Genomic DNA, 18,994 nt, shown 5'->3' with positions numbered 1-18,994 from the left:
GCCCGGGCCCTTCAGCTCTGGCTGCGGTACTTCCGGCGCTCGGCCACGAGCCTCTCGATGACGATCGCGACGCCGTCCTCCTCGTTGGTGACGGTCCGCCCGGAGGCGGCGGCCACTGCGGCCGGGTGGGCGTTGCCCATCGCGTACGAGGTGCCCGCCCAGCTCAGCATCTCCACGTCGTTCGGCATGTCCCCGAAGGCGACGACCTCGGCGGGCGAGATGCCGCGCTCGGCGCAGCACAGCGCGAGGGTGCTTGCCTTGGAGACACCGAGACCGCTGACCTCCAGCAGAGCTGTTGGGCTGGAGCGGGTGAGAGACGCCCGGTCACCGGCCGCCGTGTGCGCGATGGCGAGGAAGTCGTCCGGGGCCAGCTCGGCGTGGTGTGCGAGGAGCTTCAGTACGGGAGCTCCGGCGCCCGGCGTCTCTTCGTGGAGGAGCTTCTCAGCAGTGGCGACGGTGGCGCCCGGGTCGAGATGGAACGGCGGGTAGGCCGGTTCGTAGTGGATGCCGGTGGCCAGCTCGACAGCGAACGAGGTGCCCGGAGCGGCCGCGCGCAGGGCGTGGACGACTTCGAGGGCGGCGGTGCGTTCCAGCGGGCGGACCTTGAGCAGCCTGCCGCCCGCGTGCAGGTCGGCGATCGCGGCGCCATTCGCGCAGATCGCCAGGCCGTGGCCGTGGACGTGGTTGCTGACGACGTCCATCCAGCGCGCCGGGCGGCCGGTGACGAAGAAGACCTCGATCCCGGCCTCCTCGGCCGCGGCCAGCGCCGCGACCGTGCGGTCCGAGACGGTTTTGTCGTCGCGCAGCAGGGTGCCGTCCAGGTCGGTGGCGATCAGCCGGGGAGCGGCAGGCAGAGGCGAGTCGATAGCTGAGGTCACCCGGCCATTCTCCCGTACGGGCGTGCACGGGTGTGCGGAGGGGCGCGCATGTGAGGGTGCGCGCCCCTGACCAGGAGAACATGCCTGATGCATATGCCAGGGGTGGTGAGAGGGGCGGTCGGTGGTGCGGGTCAGCCGAGCTGGGCCAGCCCTTCGGTGGCGATCCGTTCGAAGACCTTCTCGTCCGCCGCGAAGTCGGAGTCCGCGATCGGCCAGTGGATGACGATCTCCGTGAAGCCCAGCTCGAAATGGGTGCCCGCGAAGTCCACGAACGCATCGAAGGATTCCAGAGGGCGGTCCGGGGTGAAGCCGGTGAGCAGGATCTTGTCCAGCTCGGCGACATCCCGGCCGATGGCCTCGCAGGCCGTGCCGAGCTTGCCGACCTGCCCGCGGATGGCTGCCACGGACTGCTCCGGGGTACCCGTCTCGAACAGCTTGGGGTCGCCGGTGGTGACCCAGGCCTGACCGTACTGCGCGGCGAGCTTCAGCCCGCGCGGACCGGTCGCGGCCACCGCGAACGGCAGTCGGGGCAGCTGCACACAGCCGGGCACGTTGCGGGCCTCGTTCGCCACGTACAAATCGCCCTCATAGGTGACGGACGGCTCCCGCAGCAGCCGGTCGAGGAGCGGTACGAACTCGGCGAAGTGGTCGGCCCGCTCGCGCGGCGCCCATGGTTCCTCGTCGCTCCTGCGCAGCGTGGTGGCATCGAAACCGTTGCCGCCCGCGCCGATACCGAGGGTGATCCGTCCGTCGGAGACGTCGTCCAGCGTGATGAGGTCCTTGGCCAGGGTGACCGGGTGCCGGAAGTTGGGGGAGGTGACGAGGGTGCCCAGGCGCAGCCGCTCGGTGGCGGCTGCCGCGGCGGTCAGGGTCGGCACCGCGCCGAACCACGGCCCGTCGCGGAAGCTCCGCCAGGCCAGATGGTCATACGTGTACGCGGCGTGGAATCCCAGGTCCTCGGCTCGCTGCCAGACCTTCCGGCCCTCGCTCCAGCGGTGAATCGGCAGAATTACAGTGCTCAGACGCATACATACGACCATACGGCGGGAGAGCTGCGGAGCAGAGACGCGTCAGTAGACGCTGCGGCCGAGCCACGGCGACCGTGTGCCCCGCGGGACGAGCTCCTTGTACGTCTCGTCGCCTGGGGGGCACGATCCGCCACCAGCCGGGCGGGAAGATCGTGCCCTTCACATGGGCCATGCCGGTGTGGACCGACTGCAGGAGGTCGGGTACGCAGTCGCGCCGAATGTCGGGGAACTCGATGTCCTCGACGGTGATCTTCGCGTCGTCGTCCGGGAACACCTGAGCGTGATGGCCGGGGCCAATCAGTTCGACGAAGGCCCTGTGCGGTCGGGACGGGGAGCCGACGCGGATCCGGGGCCGCCCGAAGGGCAGGTGGGACGGACAGACGACGGCCGGGGAGGCGGACGGGCCGGGTTCAGCCGGGAAAGCGGAGGAACTCCGGTGGTACGGAGTCGGTGAGCCAGACCCCGTTCGCGCTGACGTAGAAGAGGTGGCCGGCGCGGTGCATCGCGCCCGCGTCCACCGAGAGGATCACGGGCCTGCCGCGTCGGGCGCCGACGCGGGCAGCCGTCTCACGGTCGGCCGAGAGGTGGACGTGGAGCCGGTTCATGGGGCGGAGCCCCTCGGCGCGGATCGCGTCGAGGGCGCGGCCCACGGTGCCGTGGTAGAGGTACGCGGGCGGCGGGGACGGAGGCAGACCGAGGTCCACCGCGACGGTGTGGCCCTGGCTCGCCCGAATGCGGTCGCCTTCGATCGCGTAGCGCTGCTTGTCATTGGCGGCCACGACATGGTCGAGCTCGGCACGGGTGATGGGGAAGCCGTGCCTGGCCGCCGCCCGGAGGAGCTCGTCGATCGTCACCCAGCCGTGCGGGTCGAGACGGATCCCGATCCGCTCGGGTTGGTGCCGCAGATGCTTTGCGAGGTACTTGGACACCTTGACGGTACGTCTCTCATCCATCCGGACAGAGTGCCTGTGGCGATCTCGTCGGCGCATCGGAATTTGCTCACGATTCGCACCAACGATTTTCGTCCACAGGTTTGATCCACAACCAACTGTGGTTATCCACAGGAGAATTGGCGATTCTGTGGACAAGTAGCTTCAGAATCAACCGTTTTGGTCAATTCGCTTTGATTTATTATGTGATGTGGCAAGTGCGTCCAATGTCCTTGCATGTACCTCACGTTCAGTGGCGGCAGCGACAAAGACGGCGACGTTTCGCGGACCAACCAGACGCTGTACGGCCTGCATTGTTTCCGACGGCAGTGGCACAGAACGAGGCTCGCTCGTCGAGGGTCCCGGGGTGAGCGGTGTGTCCGCGCTGAGATGGTGCCGCAGATGACGTGTGGCGAACGTCCGCATGGCCCGGGCCAGTTCCGCGTCCACTGTCTGTTGGGCGAGCGGACGCAGCCGACGGACCAGCGAGGCGGCCTCGGCCGCGTCCGCGTCCGTCGGTGGATGATGGCCGAGGTAGCGCGCGAACACATGCTCGGTGGTGAACTCCAGGAAGCGGGAGGCGATGTGCTCGACCTGACCGCGAAGTTCCCGCAGATGGCCGGAGATTGCGATGAGAGGTACTCCTGCGGCATGCAACTCGGCTGCCACCGAGAGCTCTTGTGGACTCGGGACCAGAAACTCGTCGTCCCGGCCCGGGATCCGCTCCAGCACGCCGAGCTCGACCGCCTCGGCTACCGCCTGGTCGTCCTGCACGCCGCCGAACTTCGCATACAGCTCGTCCCGGTTGATCCGGTCGGCCTGCTCGTCCGTCCACGGGCCGTGCACCTCGGCGACGAGCCCGAGCACTCCGCCCAGCCCGCGTCCCGCGTCCCACGCCTCCAGTAGTTCCTTGATGCTGGCCAGCGTGTAACCGCGGTCCAGCAGGTCGGCGATCTGCTGGAGTCGGGCGAGATGCGTGTCCCGGTACACATTGGCCCGGCCGCGCCGCTCCGGCGTCGGCAGCAGACCCCGGTCCTGATAGGCCCGGATCGTGCGGACCGTGGCACCGCTCGCATGCGCCAGGTCCTCGATCCGATACTCGGCAGCGGAACGCGTCGTTGCCGCGGACGGCCCGGCCCCGCTCACAGCGGCGGCTTCAGCCGGGCGATCCCGCGCAGTGCGCCGGGACTGAACCGGGACAGGAACCGGGAGGCCCGTGCCTCCGGTGTCACCGGTACCACGGCCCGGTTGTGCGCCACGGCCTCGAGGATCGCGTCGGCGACCTTCTCCGGCGGGTAGTTGCGGAGCCCATACAGCCGGCTGGTCTGCTTCCGCAGCCGCGTCTCCTCATCGGCGTCGGCCCCGGCGAAGTGCGTGGTCGCCGTGATGTTGGTGTTGACGATGCCGGGGCAGATGGCGCTGACCCCGATCGACCGCTCGGCCAGTTCGGCCCGCAGGCACTCGCTGAGCATCAGCACGGCCGCCTTGGAAGTGCTGTACGCGGGCAGCGCCCGGGACGGCTGATACGCGGCGGCGGAGGCGGTGTTGACGATATGGCCGCCCTGGCCGCGCTCGGCCATCTGCCCGCCGAAGATCCGGCAACCGTGGATGACGCCCCACAGATTGACGTCCAGGACGTTTTTCCAGTCCTCGCTCGTGGTCTCCAGGAAGGAGCCGGACAGCCCGATCCCGGCGTTGTTGACCAGGACGTCGACGATGCCGTACTCGGCGGCGACCTTCGCGGCGAGCTTCTCCATCGCCTGCTCGTCGCTGACGTCCACCGTCTCGCCCCAGGCGGCGGGAGAGCCGATCAGGCGGGCCATCTCCGCCGTTCTGGCCGCCCCTTCCGCGTCACGGTCCACGGCCACCACCCGGGCACCCGCCTCCGCGAACGCGAACGCGGTGGCCCGCCCGATACCGCCCGCCGCGCCCGTCACCAGGACCAGTTGACCGCCGAACCGGTCGGCGTACGCCCCGGTCGGTGCGGGGTCCGGGACCGGCCGTCCGTCTTCCAGCGCCGACTCGTTGGCGGCGACGAACTCGCTGATCCAGGAGACAAGCTGGTTCGGGCGGGTGCGCGGCACCCAGTGCTTGGCCGGCAGGGAGTGCCGCACCAAGTGCGGTACCCACATCTCCAGTTGGTCGTACAGCTTCTCCGAAAGGAAGATGTCACCCGTCGGCGTGATCAGCTGGACCGGCACGTGCGCGTAGGCGTCGGCGCGTGGTCTGCGCAGCCGGGCACGGACGTTGTCCCGGTAGAGCCAGGCACCGTGCGCGGCGTCGTCGGGCAGGGACGGCGTCGGGTAGTCGCCCGCGGGCACCTTCTCCATCCGCTGGAGCATCCGAGGCCACTGCTTGCCGAGCGGACCGCGCCAGGCGAGCTCCGGCAGCACCGGCGTGTGCAGCATGTACACGTACCAGGACTTGGCCCCCTGGCCGAGCAACTGACCGACCCGGCGCGGGGTGGGCCGCGTCATCCGCTGCTTGATCCAGTGGCCGAAGTGGTCCAGGGAGGGACCCGACATCGATGTGAAGGAGGCGATCCGGCCCTCGGTGCGCCTGACCGTCACGAACTCCCACGACTGGACCGAACCCCAGTCGTGCCCGACCAGGTGCACCGGCCGGTCCGGGCTCACCGCGTCGACGACGGCGAGGAAGTCGTCGGTGAGCTTCTCCAGAGTGAACCCGCCGCGCAGCGGCTCCGGAGCCGTCGACCGGCCGTGGCCACGCACGTCGTACAGGACGACGTGCCACTGCTCGGCCAACTGCACCGCGACCTGCGTCCAGACTTCCTTGCTGTCCGGATAGCCGTGCACCAGCACGACCGTCGGGCGCGTCTCGTCGCCCAGTTCGGCGACGCACAGTTCGATCCCGCCCGTACGCACCCGGCGTTCGCGGAAACCCGGCAGATCCTGCAGACTCACACCGCCACCCTCTCGTCGGCCCAGCGCCGCACATGCGGCAGATCGTCGTCCAGCCAGAAGGCGCTCTGCTCGGGGTCCTTGGAATCGGTGACGACCAGGATCTCCTCGAACTTCGCGCCCGTACCCCGGAATCCCAGATGGGGTTCGACCGCCCACAGCCCCGGCTGCGGCGGGTGGTCGGAGAAGCGGTACGGACTCCACAGCGGAGACCAGCCGTCCCGGTGCCCGTGCACCGCATCGCTGACGAGGCCCTTGAGCGACTGCGTACCGAACCCGAACAGCCGCGGTGACCAGCGGCGCTCAGCGACGCGGTCGACCTTGTGGGCGATGACGCCGAAGGGATAGGCGCGGTGCCTGTTGGCGTACCCCTGCCTGATCATCAGGCGCTCGACGTCCTCATAGATCTCGCGCAGCGAACGCCGCTCACGCACCTCGTCCAGGATCAGCGCGCGGTGGACCTCGAGATCGGCAAGGAGCTTGTCGTGCAACGGGTTGAGCCCGAGACAGCCGGAATATCCGATGTCCGCCGTGAACCCCTTGTACACCGGAGCCATGTCGAGGATGAACGGCATCCTGGGCTCCAGCTTCCGGTTGGTCGGGAAGAACTGCAGCGGCACCTTGAAACCGGCGAAAGCCGTGCGGTTCCCGAACCAGGCGAACGGGAGATGGAACCAGTCACGGACCCCTCGCTCGCGCAGCCACTCCCGCTGCATCCGGGCCGCCTCGCGCTCCGTCACCCCCGGTTCGAGCCGTGCGGCGACCGCCTCCGCGCAGGCGTACGCGAGGCGTTGCACCTCTCTGAACCCCTCGAGCTCCTGGGGCAGTCCGTCCTTCACCGGTGAGGCCATGCCACCGTCCGTCCCATGCCGTGTGCGGTACGTGCTCGTAACGTGACACTGATGAATGTGACAATGTCCAGCGGCTGCGTCAAGGGGTGCGCAGAGACCTGTGGACGACTCCCGAGCACTCCGCGCCGACCCTGCTCCCGGCCACCACCCTTACCTTCGTCGTCCTCCTTCGTGGGGTCCCCCTACGGGGCCGTACGACTGGAGGTTGACGCCGATCCAACCGCCAGGTCTGACGACCGATGTGGCCCGCGCCACTACCGTTGAAGACGTGACTGTGATCGCGACCGAAAGCCTGAGCAAGCGGTTCCCCCGGGTGACCGCGCTTGACCGGCTCTCCCTGGATATCGGGCCCGGTGTAACCGGCCTGGTGGGCGCCAATGGAGCCGGCAAGTCCACACTGATCAAGATCCTGCTGGGTCTATCCCCCGCCACCGAGGGCCGGGCCGCGGTGCTCGGGCTGGACGTCGCCACCAGTGGCGCGGCCATCCGGGAACGGGTCGGCTACATGCCCGAGCACGACTGCTTGCCGCCGGATGTCTCGGCCACCGAGTTCGTCGTCCACATGGCGCGGATGTCCGGACTGCCGCCGACGGCAGCGCGTGAGCGCACCGCCGACACGCTGCGCCACGTCGGGCTGTACGAGGAGCGCTACCGCCCCATCGGCGGCTACTCGACCGGCATGAAGCAGCGCGTGAAGCTGGCCCAGGCGCTGGTCCACGACCCGCAGCTGGTCCTCCTCGACGAGCCGACCAACGGCCTGGACCCGGTCGGCCGCGACGAGATGCTCGGCCTGATCCGCCGCGTCCACACCGACTTCGGCATCTCGGTCCTGGTGACCTCCCATCTTCTGGGAGAACTGGAGCGCACCTGCGACCATGTCGTCGTCATCGACGGCGGCGCGCTGCTGCGCTCCAGCTCCACCAGCGACTTCACCCAGACCACCACGACCCTCGCGGTCGAGGTCACCGACAGTGACGCCCATCCCGACGGCACGGACGCACTGCGCCGGGCGCTCACGGCAACCGGTGTCAGTCTTCTGGGCCGCGACGGACTCGAGGCGGACGGTCTGCCCGGCGCCGGTCACATCCTGCTGATCGAGGCCACCGGCGAGGAGACGTACGACATCGTCCGCGACAGCGTCGCCGGGCTCGGACTCGGTCTCGTACGGATGGAACAGCGGCGCCACCACATCGCCGAGGTCTTCCGTACCGAAGGCACCGCAGAGACCGCGGAGACGGTCCTGACCGGAGCCGCACAGCAGAAGGGGAGCGGTCGCGATGAGCACTGAGACCGGGGCCGTGACCGGGATCGACAACACCCGGATCCACAACATCGGGTACCGCGCCTACGACGGCCCGCGCCTGGGCCGCGGCTATGCCCGCCGTTCCCTCTACTCGCAGTCGCTGCGGGGCTCCTTCGGACTGGGCCGTTCCGCCAAGTCCAAGGTGCTGCCGATGCTGCTCTTCGGCGTGATGTGCCTGGTCGCGCTCATCATCGTGGCCGTCGCGATGGCCACGCCCAACGCGACTAAGCTCGCGATCAAGTACACGGACTTCGCGATCTATCTGCAGGCCGTCATCGGCCTCTTCATCGCCTCGCAGGCACCGCAGTCCGTCTCCCGGGATCTCCGCTTCAAGAGCGTTCCCCTCTACTTCTCGCGCCCCATCGAGCGGGTCGACTACGTCGTCGCCAAGTACGCCGCTATGACATCCGCCCTGTTCATCCTCACCGTGACACCACTGCTGGTGATGTATGTGGGCGCCCTGCTGGCGAAGTTCGACTTCGCCGACCAGACCACGTGGTTCGGACAGGGGCTGGTGTCGGTGGCGCTGCTCTCCCTGCTCTTCGCCGGACTCGGCCTGGTCATGGCCGCACTGACTCCGCGCCGCGGTTTCGGCGTCGCCGCGGTGATCGCCGTCCTGACCATCTCGTTCGGAGCGGTCTCCACGGTCCAGGCCATCGCCTGGGAGACGGGTTCGGCGGGCGCCGTGCAGTGGCTGGGGCTCTTCTCCCCCCTCACGCTGATCGGCGGCGTCCAGAGCGCGTTCCTCGGTGCCACTTCCCACTTCCCTGGAGGGGAAGGACCGGGCGCCGGGACAGGTGTGGTGTATCTGATCGTTGTTCTCGCGCTCGTCGCCGGCTCGTACGCCGTACTGATGCGCCGCTACCGGAGGGTCGGGCTGTGACCACCATCGAGATCGACCACACCTCGCGCTGGTTCGGCAATGTGGTCGCCGTCAACGACGTGAGCATGACCGTGGGACCCGGCGTGACCGGGCTGCTCGGCCCCAACGGTGCGGGGAAGTCCACGCTGATCAACATGATGGCCGGGTTCCTCGCACCGTCGACGGGCAAGGTCACGCTCGACGGCGCGCTGATCTGGCGCAACGAGGAGGTGTACCGGCAGATCGGCATCGTCCCGGAGCGGGAGGCGATGTACGACTTCCTCACCGGCCGCGAATTCGTCGTCGCCAACGCCGAACTGCAGGGACTCGACGAGGCTGCCGCGCAGAAGGCGCTGGCCACGGTGGAGATGGAGTACGCGCAGGATCGCAAGATCGCCACGTACAGCAAGGGCATGCGGCAGCGCGTGAAGATGGCGTCCGCGCTGGTCCACGAGCCGTCCGTGCTGCTCCTCGACGAGCCGTTCAACGGGATGGACCCGCGCCAGCGGATGCAGCTGATGGAGCTGCTGCGGCGGATGGGCGCCGAAGGCCGTACGGTCCTGTTCTCCTCTCACATCCTCGAAGAGGTCGAGCAACTCGCCTCGCACATCGAGGTGATCGTGGCCGGACGGCATGCCGCGTCCGGCGACTTCCGGAAGATCCGCCGCCTGATGACGGACCGTCCGCACCGCTATCTCGTACGGTCCAGCGACGACCGTGCCCTCGCCGCCGCGCTCATCGCCGACCCGTCGACGGCCGGGATCGAAGTGGACCTGAGCGAGCAGGCGCTGCGTATCCAGGCGGTCGACTTCGGACGGTTCACCACGCTGCTGCCGAAGGTCGCGCGTGAACACGGCATTCGTCTGCTGACCGTCTCGCCGTCCGACGAGTCCCTCGAATCGGTCTTTTCCTATCTAGTAGCGGCCTGAGTAGCGGCCTGAAAGGAGCTGTGAAGCGTCATGTACAACCCCACAGTCGCCCGGCTCACCTACCGGGCCCTGCTCGGCCGGCGCAGGGCTGCGATCCTCTTCGTCCTGCCCGCGCTGCTGATCGTCATCGCCGTCGCGGTACGGGCGTTCGCCGGGGCCGATGACCAGGTCGCCGCCAATGTGCTGGGCGGTTTCGCCATCGCCACGATGGTGCCGCTGATCGGTGTGATCGCCGGTACGGGGGCCATCGGCCCCGAGATCGACGACGGATCGATCGTCTATCTGCTGGCCAAGCCGGTGAAACGGCCGACGATCATCTTCACCAAGCTGATCGTGGCGATCGCGGTGACCATGGTCTTCTCCGCCCTGCCGACATTCGTCGCGGGCATGATCCTCAATGGCAACGGCCAGCAGATCGCGGTGGCGTACACGATCGCGGCGCTGGTCGCCTCCATCGCGTACAGCGCGCTGTTTCTGCTGCTCGGCACGGTCAGCAGGCATGCGGTGGTCTTCGGCCTGGTCTACGCGCTGGTGTGGGAGGCGCTCTTCGGCAGCTTCGTGCCCGGGGCGCGCACGCTCAGCGTGCAGCAGTGGTCGCTCGCGCTTGCCGAAAAGGTCGGCGGCGAGGGCGCGATCACCTCAGAGGTCGGGCTGCCGCTCGCGACAGTTCTGCTGGCGGCTGTCACGGTGCTCGCCACTTGGTACGCGGGCCAGAAACTGCGCACGCTGAAGCTCGCCGGCGAGGAGTGAGCCAAGGGCTCCGCTGCCCCTTGTGTCCGTCAACCCCTGCCTCTCGGGCGGGGGTTGACGCATGAACGGACCGTCGTACGCGTAACTGTACGGTTATCGGTTCGTTGTTCAGGGGGCGTGGAGGCAATGAGAATCTGTGGCGTCGTAGCGTTCGTGACATTGGGGATTGCCGACTCCGGCTCCGGCTCCGGCTCCGGCTCCGGCGAGACGGTGCGGGCTGGGTCGGTCATTGGGTGAGTGGCAACCGTGAGCGTCCTCCGCCCCTGAAGCCCGGGGACAGGGCTGTCCATTGCCGGTTTCCCCAACGGAAGGCATGCCCATGCCCACCGAAGTCGCCCTGCTCGAATCGCGTGCGCTGCGCGTCGAGCAGATGGGGCACGTCGATGTCCTCGACAAGGTGAAGAGCTTTGTCATGCTCCCTGACGGAATTCACGTCCGCACAGAGGACGTGGCTCGTTGCTTCGAAGTATCCACAGAAGTCATCAAGAAGGTGATCCAGCGCCATCGAGGTGAGATGAAAGAGAACGGCCTCACGCTGCTGCGAGGCTCTGAGCTGCGGAGCTTCCATAGGGACATGATGTCCCTATGGGGCGGCGAGGGTGGTGAAAGTTATCCACAGGCGGCCACTCAACTCACCCTCTACACCCGCAGGACCGTGCTCAATGTCGCGATGCTTATTCGCGATAGCGACATCGCTCGATGTGTCCGCACCTATCTGCTCGACGCGGAGGAGGATCTGCGGGCGGAGTACGCCTCGCTCGATCAGCGTGTCACCCGGGTCGAGAGCTGCCTGGCCGAAGTCGGCGTGGCGCTCCAGGAACTCGGGCCGATGCTCAACCGGATGTCGCATCGGCTCGACAGTCTCGACCGGAGGCTCGAAGCCACGAACCGGGTTGTCGGGGCCATGAGCGTCCGGCTCGGAGACATGTCCGAGGACATCGTCCGTATCGATGCCCGGATGGACGACTTCGTCCTTCAGCTCAAAGATCTGCGACGCCGTCGTAAGCGCCGCTGATCCCTGACCGACGCTCGCGGTCCGCCCCCGGCCCGGCTCGAACCAGCCGGTCGCGGGCCGCGAGCAACCACGTCGGCCGGGGCCCTGGTCACCGCTCGAAATAATGGGTGGCGGACAAGGGCCACCCCGGGCACAGTGGTTGAGGAAGTGCACGCCACAGGGACCGGGAGAGGAGCGCGACGATGACCGAGAGTACGAGTCCGTCGAGTTCCCACCAGGGCGGCCCGGAGCAGGCGCCGGAGTAACCATCACTTCACTCCGCCGAGCCGCTCCCAGCAGGACGCCCGGGGCGGCTTTTTGCGCGCATCGCGCGGCCGCCCACCCGGAGGATTGGCCGAGTGGTAAGGCAGCGGCTTGCTAAGCCGTGGTCGGGGCTGTTGACCCCGCGCGCGTTCGATCCGCGCATCCTCCGCACAGATATCGGCACGGACAACCCCGTGCCGAGGCCGTACAGGCTCACGGGCCGGGCGCATGCCTGCACCCAGCCCGTGATCCTCCTTGTTCGCGCGGACCGAGGAGCTGCCTAGAGCAGCTGCTCCAGCACCACAGCGATGCCGTCGTCCTCGTTCGAGGCGGTGATCTCGTGCGCGACGGCCTTCAGGTCGTCATGCGCGTTGGCCATCGCCACCCCGTGCTGCGCCCACGCGAACATCGGGATGTCATTCGGCATGTCACCGAAGGCGAGCGTGTCCGCCGCCTTCACACCCAGCCGGCGCGCCGCCAGCGAGAGCCCGGTCGCCTTGCTCAGCCCCAGCGGCAGGATCTCCACCACACCCGGGCCCGCCATGACCACGTTCACCAGGTTGCCGACGGCCCCACGCGCTGCGTTCGCCAGTGCGTCGTCGTCGAGTTCCGGGTGCTGGATGTAGACCTTGTTCAGGGGCGCTGACCACATCTCCATCGTGTCCTTCACGAAGACGGCAGGCAGGGGCCCTTCCTGTACGCGGTAGCCGGGGCCGACCAGCACCTCACCGTCGAGGCCGTCGCGGCTCGCCGCCAGCGCCAGCGGCCCGACCTCCGCCTCGATCTTGGAGAGGGCGAGGCCGGCGAGCTGGCGGTCCAGCGTCAGCGACGTCAGCAGCTTGTGCTCGCCCGCGTGGTAGACCTGCGCGCCCTGGCCGCAGACCGCAATGCCCTGGTAGCCCAGGTCGTCCAGGATGTGCCGGGTCCACGGGACAGCCCGCCCGGTGACGATGATGTGCGCGGCGCCGGCCGCGGTGGCGGCGGCCAGTGCCGCGCGGGTGCGCCCGGAGACCGTGTCGTCGTTACGCAGCAGCGTCCCGTCGAGGTCGGTGGCAACGAGCTTGTACGGAAAGGTCACCTGGCAACCGGTTCCAGGACCTCGCGCCCGCCCAGGTACGGACGGAGCACCTCGGGCACGCGTACCGAACCGTCGGCCAGCTGGTGGTTCTCCAGGATCGCCACGATCGTGCGAGGTACGGCGCAGAGCGTGCCGTTCAGCGTGGCGAGCGGCTGGAGGACCTTCTTGCCGTCGCGGGTGTCGCGCATCCGGACGGAGAGGCGGCGCGCCTGGAAACCGTCGCAGTTCGATGCGGACGTCAGCTCGCGGTACTTGCCCTGGGTCGGGATCCACGCCTCGCAGTCGAACTTCCGGGAGGCCGAGGCCCCCAGGTCGCCGGTGGCCACGTCGATCACCTGGAACGGCAGCTCGAGGCCGGTGAGCCACTGCTTCTCCCAGTCCAGGAGACGCCGGTGCTCTGCCTCGGCGTCCGCCGGGTCGACGTACGAGAACATCTCGACCTTGTCGAACTGGTGGACGCGGAAGATGCCTCGGGTGTCCTTGCCGTACGTACCGGCCTCGCGGCGGAAGCACGGCGAGAAGCCCGCGTAGCGGAGCGGCAGTTTGTCCGCGTCGATGATCTCGTCCATGTGGTACGCGGCGAGCGGGACCTCGGAGGTGCCGACCAGGTAGTAGTCGTCCTTCTCCAGGTGGTACACGTTCTCCGCGGCCTGGCCGAGGAAGCCGGTGCCCTCCATGGCGCGCGGCCGGACCAGGGCGGGGGTCAGCATGGGGACGAACCCGGCCTCGGTGGCCTGCGCGATCGCGGCGTTGACGAGAGCGAGCTCCAGCAGCGCGCCGACACCCGTCAGATAGTAGAAACGTGAGCCGGACACCTTGGCGCCGCGCTCCATGTCGATCGCGCCGAGCGCCTCGCCGAGTTCCAGGTGGTCCTTGGGTTCGAAGCCCTCGGCACCGAAGTCGCGGATGGTGCCGTGCGTCTCCAGGACGACGAAGTCCTCCTCGCCACCGACCGGCACGTCCTCGTGGACGATGTTGCCGAGCTGCAGCAGCAGGCTCTTGGCCTCAGCGTCGGCCTCGTCCTGCGCCGCGTCGGCAGCCTTGACGTCGGCCTTCAGCTGCTCGGCCCTCTTGAGCAGCTTGGTGCGCTCCTCGGGAGAAGCCTTGGGGATGAGCTTTCCGAGCGATTTCTGCTCGGAACGGAGTTCGTCGAAGCGGACACCGGACGACCTGCGCCGCTCGTCGGCGGAGAGAAGGGCGTCGACGAGCGCGACGTCTTCTCCACGGGCGCGCTGGGAGGCGCGAACACGGTCGGGGTCCTCACGGAGCAGGCGAAGGTCAATCACCCCTCCAGGCTACCGGTGTGCGCTTCCGTAGCTCGAACCGATATTGCCAAGCGTGTCACTTTGCCCGAATTGCCGGAATTGGCAAAAGGGAGGAAAATTATCGCCCGCGATCGATCCCGGTCGTCAATAGGGGGACCCTATTCCCCTAAATGGGGCAGAAAGGGCTTTCGCCCTTGACGCATCAGTCATGCGCGCAAGGGAAGTTGAGGACGCTTGTCCACAGGGATGGGGAGTCCATCGGGGTTATCCACAGGCTGTGGGGGAGATCTGTGGACACAGGAAGAGATCATTCCGAAAGCCGCATGAGGGGTCATGGGTTCCCCGTTCAAACTCACTTCACACACTCATTCGGGTGGGAATTCATCGCCCTAAGGAGTTGATCAATGGAATTGAGGTGACACGGGCGGCCTGCGGTTCCGTGGGCGGATGTGGGCGAGTGGGGCGATTTGTCGACCATGTCGTATTGCGGTGTCGACTTGTCCCCAGGCCGAGAACCGGCCTTGTGGATAACTCTTGTGGATTGTGAAAATCGGCAGGTAATACCGGTGGTGTGCGCACGCAGCGGTTCCAGGGACGCCAACCCCTCTATCGGCCCAGGCGTCGGGACACGTCGTCAGCCCCGGCCGTCACGCAAGGCCATCAGCCCGATCGTCCGGTTCCCGGTCAGGCGCGGCCGTCCTGGACCCGGGCCAGCCAGTCCGACGCGTCCGTGAACTCCCTGTCCGACGTCCCGTCGCGCAGCGGTCGCACGTCCTCCGGCGCCACCCCGGCACGCGGATACGAGCCGAGGAACCGCACCTTCGGGCAGATCCGCTTCAGCCCCATCAGCGCCTCCCCCACGCGACGGTCCGCGATGTGGCCCTCGGCGTCGACCGCAAAGCAGTAGTTCCCGATGCCCGCGCCGGTCGGCCGCGACTGGATCAGCATCAGGTTCACCCCGCGCACCATGAATTCCTGGAGGAGTTCAAGCAGTGCGCCGGGGTGGTCGTCGCCCAGCCAGATGACCACCGACGTCTTGTCCGCGCCGGTCGGCGCCGCGGGCCGGGCAGGGCGCCCCACCAGCACGAAGCGCGTCTGCGCGTTCTCCGCGTCGTGGATCTCCGTCACCAGCGGTTCGAGACCGTAGGTGGCCGCCGCGAACTCGCCGGCGAAGGCGGCGTCGTACCGCCCCTCCTGCACCAGGCGCGCACCGTCCGCGTTGGATGCGGCCGACTCCCACACGGCCTCCGGCAGATGGGCCGCCATCCAGTTGCGTACCTGCGGCTGCGCGGCCGGGTGCGCGGTGACCGTCTTGACGTCGGACAGCTTGGTGCCGGGCCGCACGAGCAGCGCAAAGGTGATGGAGAGCAGCACCTCGCGGTAGATCATCAGCGGTTCGCCGGTCGTCAGCTCGTCGAGGGTCGCGGTGATGCCGCCCTCGACGGAGTTCTCGATCGGTACGAGTGCTGCCGCGGCAGCCCCGCTCCGTACCGCGTCCAGAGCCGCCGGTACGGAGACCATCGGGACAAGCTCACGAGTGGCGGCTTCCGGGAGCGTACGGAGGGCGACCTCGGTGAAGGTGCCTTCGGGACCGAGATAGGCGTAGCGCGTGGCGGACATACCGTCACCCTAATGCGCCTTGCCCGCTCAGGACTCCAGGAGTCGCTGCCCCACGTATTCCCCTTTCGCCGCACCGCCCGGCACTGCGAAGAGGCCGCTCGCCTCGTGCCGGACGAACGGCGACAGCGCATCGCCCCGGTCGAGCTTGCGCTGCACCGGCACGAATCCCTTCAGCGGATCCGCCTGCCAGCAGATGAACAGCAGCCCGGCGTCGGCAGTGCCGTCGGCCGCGATGCCGTCGTGGTACGAGAAGGGGCGCCGCAGCATTGCAGCCCCACTGTTCCGCTCGGGGGAGGAGACCCGGGCGTGGGCGTTGTCCGGGATCAGCAGCTTGCCGTCGGGGCCCGCCTTGTCGAGGTCCATCGGGGTGGTCTCGGTGCCACCGCTCAGCGGCGCGCCATCCGACTTGCGCCGCCCTATGACCCGCTCCTGCTGCGCCACCGGGAGTTTCTCCCAGTCGTCGAGCAGCATCCGGATCCGCCGTACGACCGCGTAGGAGCCACCGGCCAGCCAGGCGTACTTCGCCTCGTCGCCCGTTTTCGGCTGAGACGGTACGAAGATGCGCCGGTCGAAGTCGCTCTCCGAGGGTTTCGGGTTCCCGGTGCCGTCGATCTGTCCCATCAGATTGCGGGCGGTTGCCGGCGCGGCCGTGGCGCCGGGGGTGCGGTTGAAACCGTTCATCTGCCAGCGGACCCCAGCCGTCGTGGCGGCCTCCTTCTGGATGGCGCGCAGTGCGTGGAAGGCGACGAGAGCATCGTCGGCACCGATCTGCACCCAGAGGTCCCCGTCCGAGCGCTTGGAGTCGAGCCGGTCGGAGGAGAACGGCGGCAGTGGGTCCAGCCCCGGCGGCCGATGAGCCACCAGGCCCGTGCGTTCGAAGAAGGTGCGGCCGAAGCCGAAGGTGACGGTCAGCGAGGACGGTCCGGCGTCCAGCGCGATCCCGGTGTCGTGTGTCGTGCCGTCCGCGCTGCCCCCACTGGTGGGTTCGCCGGCCATCAGGCGCTGGGCCACGGCCGACCAGCGGCGCATCAGGGCGGCGGCTTCCTTCCGCCCGGTGCCGGGTGCCAGGTCGAAGGCGATGAGATGGCCACGTGCTTGAAGCGGAGTGGTGATCCCCGGTTGATGTTTCCCGTGAAACAGTTCCTCGGTCGAGCCGACCGTCGTCAGTGCTGTCGGCTCGTCGGGGCGTGCCGTGGCATAACCGATCGCACCACCCGTCGAGCCCAGCACCAGTCCGGTCGCACCGGCCGCACCCACGCTGCCGAGCAACCGCCGCCGGGAGATCTCGCCGGTGGAGCCCCCCTTGTTTCCGCTCTTCTTGCTGTCTGTGCTCACGTTGCTGTCTGTGCTCACGATCCCGCTCAGCCGATCTTCATGTTCTTGCCGATGGTGGTCTGATCGATGTCCGACGTACGGACCGTCACCGCGACCTTCCAGTCGCCCGCCATCGGGATCTGGATGCCGCTCGCCGTCCAGTGCCCCTCGGTGAGCCGGTCGGGGAGGACGGGCAGTGGCCCGATGTTCTTGGACTTCAGGGTGAAGGCGAGTTTCACCTCGGGGACGTCCATGGGCTGTCCGTCGGGTCCGTCGATCCAGAGGTGGAGCCCGTTGGCGCCGGTGCGGCCGGGGTCGATGTCCATCCGGACCGTGCCCTTGCCGTTCCGGCCTCCGGTGTCGAACGGCAGGCTCAGCGTGACGGGTCCTTCGGTCGTGGGCGCGGATGCTGCGGTCGAGGCGCGGGCCGCTTCCTCCTCGGTGCGTCCCGGTTCGGTCGAGGTCAGTACGGTCGTCACTGCCAACAGCGCCACCGCGACACCCACTTCCGCCAGCACGGAGCGGCGGAGTCCGGACCGCTCGGGGTCGGCATCGCGCATCCGCTTCTTCGTGGCGGTGGCCACAGCGGCTTTCTGCCGGGCGAGCTGGGCGGCCCGTGACGGGTCCTCGGACTCGTCCACGGGTTCGCTCTCCACCTCGGCGAAGGCATCCGCGTCCATCTGGGGGTCCACTGCGGTCCCGGCCTCGGTCGGGACCTCGGCCAGCCGAGCCGTCCATCGCCGTGAGATCCATGCGACCCCGACCAGTACGGCGACGAGTCCCACCTTCACGAGCAGCAACTGCCCGTACCCCGTGCCCGTGAGCGCGGACCAGGAGCCCACCTGGCGCCAGGACTGGTAGAGCCCGGTCGCGGTGAGCACGAGCACGCTGCCGAACGCGATACGGGAGAAGCGCCGTACCGCCGTGGCTCCGATGTCCGGCGTCCGGTACAGCGCGACCAGGAGCGCCGCGAGTCCGCCCAGCCAGGCGGCGACGGCGAGCAGATGCAGCACGTCGACCGGCATGGCGATGCCGGGTTGGATCCCGGTCGAGGCGTGCTCGGCGAGCGCCCACGTCCCGGCGATCCCGGCGGCGATGACCGCGCCGCCGATGGCCAGTCCGAACGTGAGGTCCTTCTTCTCCCGCTCGTTCTCGCGCTTCGCGTACCCCCCGAACAGGACGGCGATGAAGAGCGCGGCAGCTCCGAGCAGCAGCAGCCGTGAGACCAACGCGGCCCCGGGCTTGGTGTCGAGCACGGCCTTCAGGCCGTCCAGGTCGAAGGCGTCCGCGAGCTTCCCGGAGCCGGTGTACGGGCTCCGCAGCAACAGCATGGCCAGGGTGGCCGCGGTGAGGGTCAGCCAGCCGCGCACGACCAGACGCTGCAGCGGGCGCGCGCCCGCCCCGCGCTGCCAGCAGGCCAGGACGAAGGCCGCGCCACCGGCCAGCACGATGAACCCGGCGTACGCGGCGTACCGCGCGATGCCGTAGAGCGCGCCGACCAGGCCACCGCCGGCCTCGCCCGACGGGAGGGCGACGGTGGTCTCCGAGGGGGCGCCGATGGAGAAGGTGAAGGCACCGGAGACCGGGTGACTGTCCGCGGAGACAGCCTGCCAGGCCACGGTGTACGTACCGTCGGGCAACCCGGAGTGGAGCGTGACGCCGTACTTCACTGTGGAGCCGGTCTGGAGATCACGCGGAGCCGCACCGGTGTCGGCGCGCTTGCCGCCGGGGTCCAGGACCCGAATGGAACCGTCGCCCATGGCGACCTGCTCGGAGAAGGTGAGCGTGATCTCCTTGGGTGCGGTGGCGACCACCGCCCCGTCCTGCGGATCGCTCCCGGTGAGCGCGGCATGTGCGGACGCGGGTGCCGCGCCGCCCAGCAGTAGGCCCGCCACCATGGTGACGAGCGTGGCGAGGAGTGCGGCCGCGGCGAGTGGCCGGCGCATCGGGGGCACGGACGGGGGCGGCCCGAAGTGCGGGGCGGTGGCTGTCATGGTGTGTCAGTCCC

Annotated in this window: 16 protein-coding genes and 1 tRNA gene; 6 read left to right on the top strand and 11 right to left on the bottom strand. The window is 68.6% G+C overall.

Features of this window, described 5'->3' with window-relative positions; translation table 11 throughout:
• Positions 1-11: 11 nt before the first annotated feature.
• The 6 genes from OG395_RS27730 to OG395_RS27705 form a co-directional block, all read right to left on the bottom strand.
• Positions 12-878, bottom strand: coding sequence for a Cof-type HAD-IIB family hydrolase (locus OG395_RS27730; protein WP_327245353.1), 867 nt, complete (start codon positions 876-878; stop codon positions 12-14).
• A gap of 131 nt (positions 879-1,009) precedes the next feature.
• Positions 1,010-1,906 (bottom strand): LLM class flavin-dependent oxidoreductase, encoded by an 897-nt coding sequence (locus OG395_RS27725; protein WP_327245352.1) that lies wholly within the window; start codon positions 1,904-1,906, stop codon positions 1,010-1,012.
• Positions 1,907-2,316: 410 nt separating this feature from the next.
• A complete protein-coding gene (locus tag OG395_RS27720) occupies positions 2,317-2,859 on the bottom strand; it encodes an RNA 2'-phosphotransferase (RefSeq protein ID WP_327245351.1) in 543 nt (180 codons plus the stop codon).
• 147 nt (positions 2,860-3,006) lie between these two features.
• Entirely contained in the window at positions 3,007-3,981 is a 975-nt protein-coding gene (locus OG395_RS27715) for a MerR family transcriptional regulator (protein ID WP_327245350.1), read from the bottom strand.
• A complete protein-coding gene (locus OG395_RS27710; protein ID WP_327245349.1) occupies positions 3,978-5,759 on the bottom strand; it encodes an SDR family oxidoreductase in 1,782 nt (593 codons plus the stop codon). The genes OG395_RS27715 and OG395_RS27710 overlap by 4 nt, the downstream gene beginning before the upstream one ends.
• Positions 5,756-6,607, bottom strand: a complete 852-nt coding sequence (locus tag OG395_RS27705; RefSeq protein WP_327245348.1) for a M24 family metallopeptidase — start codon at positions 6,605-6,607, stop codon at positions 5,756-5,758. The genes OG395_RS27710 and OG395_RS27705 overlap by 4 nt, the downstream gene beginning before the upstream one ends.
• A 268-nt stretch (positions 6,608-6,875) precedes the next feature.
• Between OG395_RS27705 and OG395_RS27700 the strand changes: the two genes are divergently transcribed.
• From OG395_RS27700 to OG395_RS27675, 6 genes are all read left to right on the top strand, one after another.
• Complete coding sequence (locus OG395_RS27700; RefSeq protein ID WP_442818607.1) at positions 6,876-7,895, top strand: ABC transporter ATP-binding protein; 1,020 nt, start codon at positions 6,876-6,878, stop codon at positions 7,893-7,895.
• The gene (locus tag OG395_RS27695; RefSeq protein ID WP_327245347.1) at positions 7,885-8,793 is read left to right on the top strand and encodes an ABC transporter permease; all 909 of its coding nucleotides are present in this window, start codon (positions 7,885-7,887) and stop codon (positions 8,791-8,793) included. The genes OG395_RS27700 and OG395_RS27695 overlap by 11 nt, the downstream gene beginning before the upstream one ends.
• Positions 8,790-9,701: an ABC transporter ATP-binding protein gene (locus OG395_RS27690; RefSeq protein ID WP_327245346.1), complete on the top strand. Its 912-nt coding sequence runs from the start codon at positions 8,790-8,792 to the stop codon at positions 9,699-9,701. Before OG395_RS27695 ends, OG395_RS27690 begins: the two co-directional genes overlap by 4 nt.
• A 30-nt stretch (positions 9,702-9,731) precedes the next feature.
• The gene (locus tag OG395_RS27685; RefSeq protein ID WP_266983614.1) at positions 9,732-10,451 is read left to right on the top strand and encodes an ABC transporter permease; all 720 of its coding nucleotides are present in this window, start codon (positions 9,732-9,734) and stop codon (positions 10,449-10,451) included.
• Between the two features lie 319 nt (positions 10,452-10,770).
• A complete protein-coding gene (locus OG395_RS27680; protein ID WP_327245345.1) occupies positions 10,771-11,466 on the top strand; it encodes a hypothetical protein in 696 nt (231 codons plus the stop codon).
• A 324-nt stretch (positions 11,467-11,790) separates the two neighbouring features.
• Positions 11,791-11,878, top strand: a tRNA-Ser gene (locus OG395_RS27675).
• 111 nt (positions 11,879-11,989) lie between these two features.
• Here OG395_RS27675 and OG395_RS27670 read toward each other — a convergent pair.
• The 5 genes from OG395_RS27670 to OG395_RS27650 all read right to left on the bottom strand — a co-directional run bounded on the left by OG395_RS27670 (position 11,990) and on the right by OG395_RS27650 (position 18,980).
• Positions 11,990-12,787 carry an HAD family hydrolase gene (locus OG395_RS27670; protein WP_327245344.1) on the bottom strand — a complete coding sequence of 266 codons (798 nt, stop codon included), beginning with the start codon at positions 12,785-12,787 and terminating at the stop codon, positions 11,990-11,992.
• Positions 12,784-14,073: a serine--tRNA ligase gene (serS, locus tag OG395_RS27665; RefSeq protein WP_327245343.1), complete on the bottom strand. Its 1,290-nt coding sequence runs from the start codon at positions 14,071-14,073 to the stop codon at positions 12,784-12,786. The genes OG395_RS27670 and serS overlap by 4 nt, the downstream gene beginning before the upstream one ends.
• Positions 14,074-14,736: 663 nt before the next feature.
• Entirely contained in the window at positions 14,737-15,672 is a 936-nt protein-coding gene (gene pheA / locus OG395_RS27660; protein ID WP_327245342.1) for a prephenate dehydratase, read from the bottom strand.
• Positions 15,673-15,699: 27 nt separating this feature from the next.
• On the bottom strand, positions 15,700-17,007 hold the full coding sequence (gene efeB, locus OG395_RS27655; protein ID WP_327245341.1) for an iron uptake transporter deferrochelatase/peroxidase subunit: 1,308 nt from the start codon (positions 17,005-17,007) through the stop codon (positions 15,700-15,702).
• A 26-nt stretch (positions 17,008-17,033) separates the two neighbouring features.
• On the bottom strand, positions 17,034-18,980 hold the full coding sequence (locus OG395_RS27650) for a copper resistance CopC/CopD family protein (protein ID WP_327245340.1): 1,947 nt from the start codon (positions 18,978-18,980) through the stop codon (positions 17,034-17,036).
• Positions 18,981-18,994: the final 14 nt, after the last annotated feature.

Source organism: Streptomyces sp. NBC_01320 (assembly GCF_035974375.1).
Lineage (GTDB): Bacteria > Actinomycetota > Actinomycetes > Streptomycetales > Streptomycetaceae > Streptomyces > Streptomyces yanii.
The sequence above is the reverse complement of the archived record's forward strand: the minus strand, read 5'-3'. Positions and strand labels throughout refer to the sequence as shown.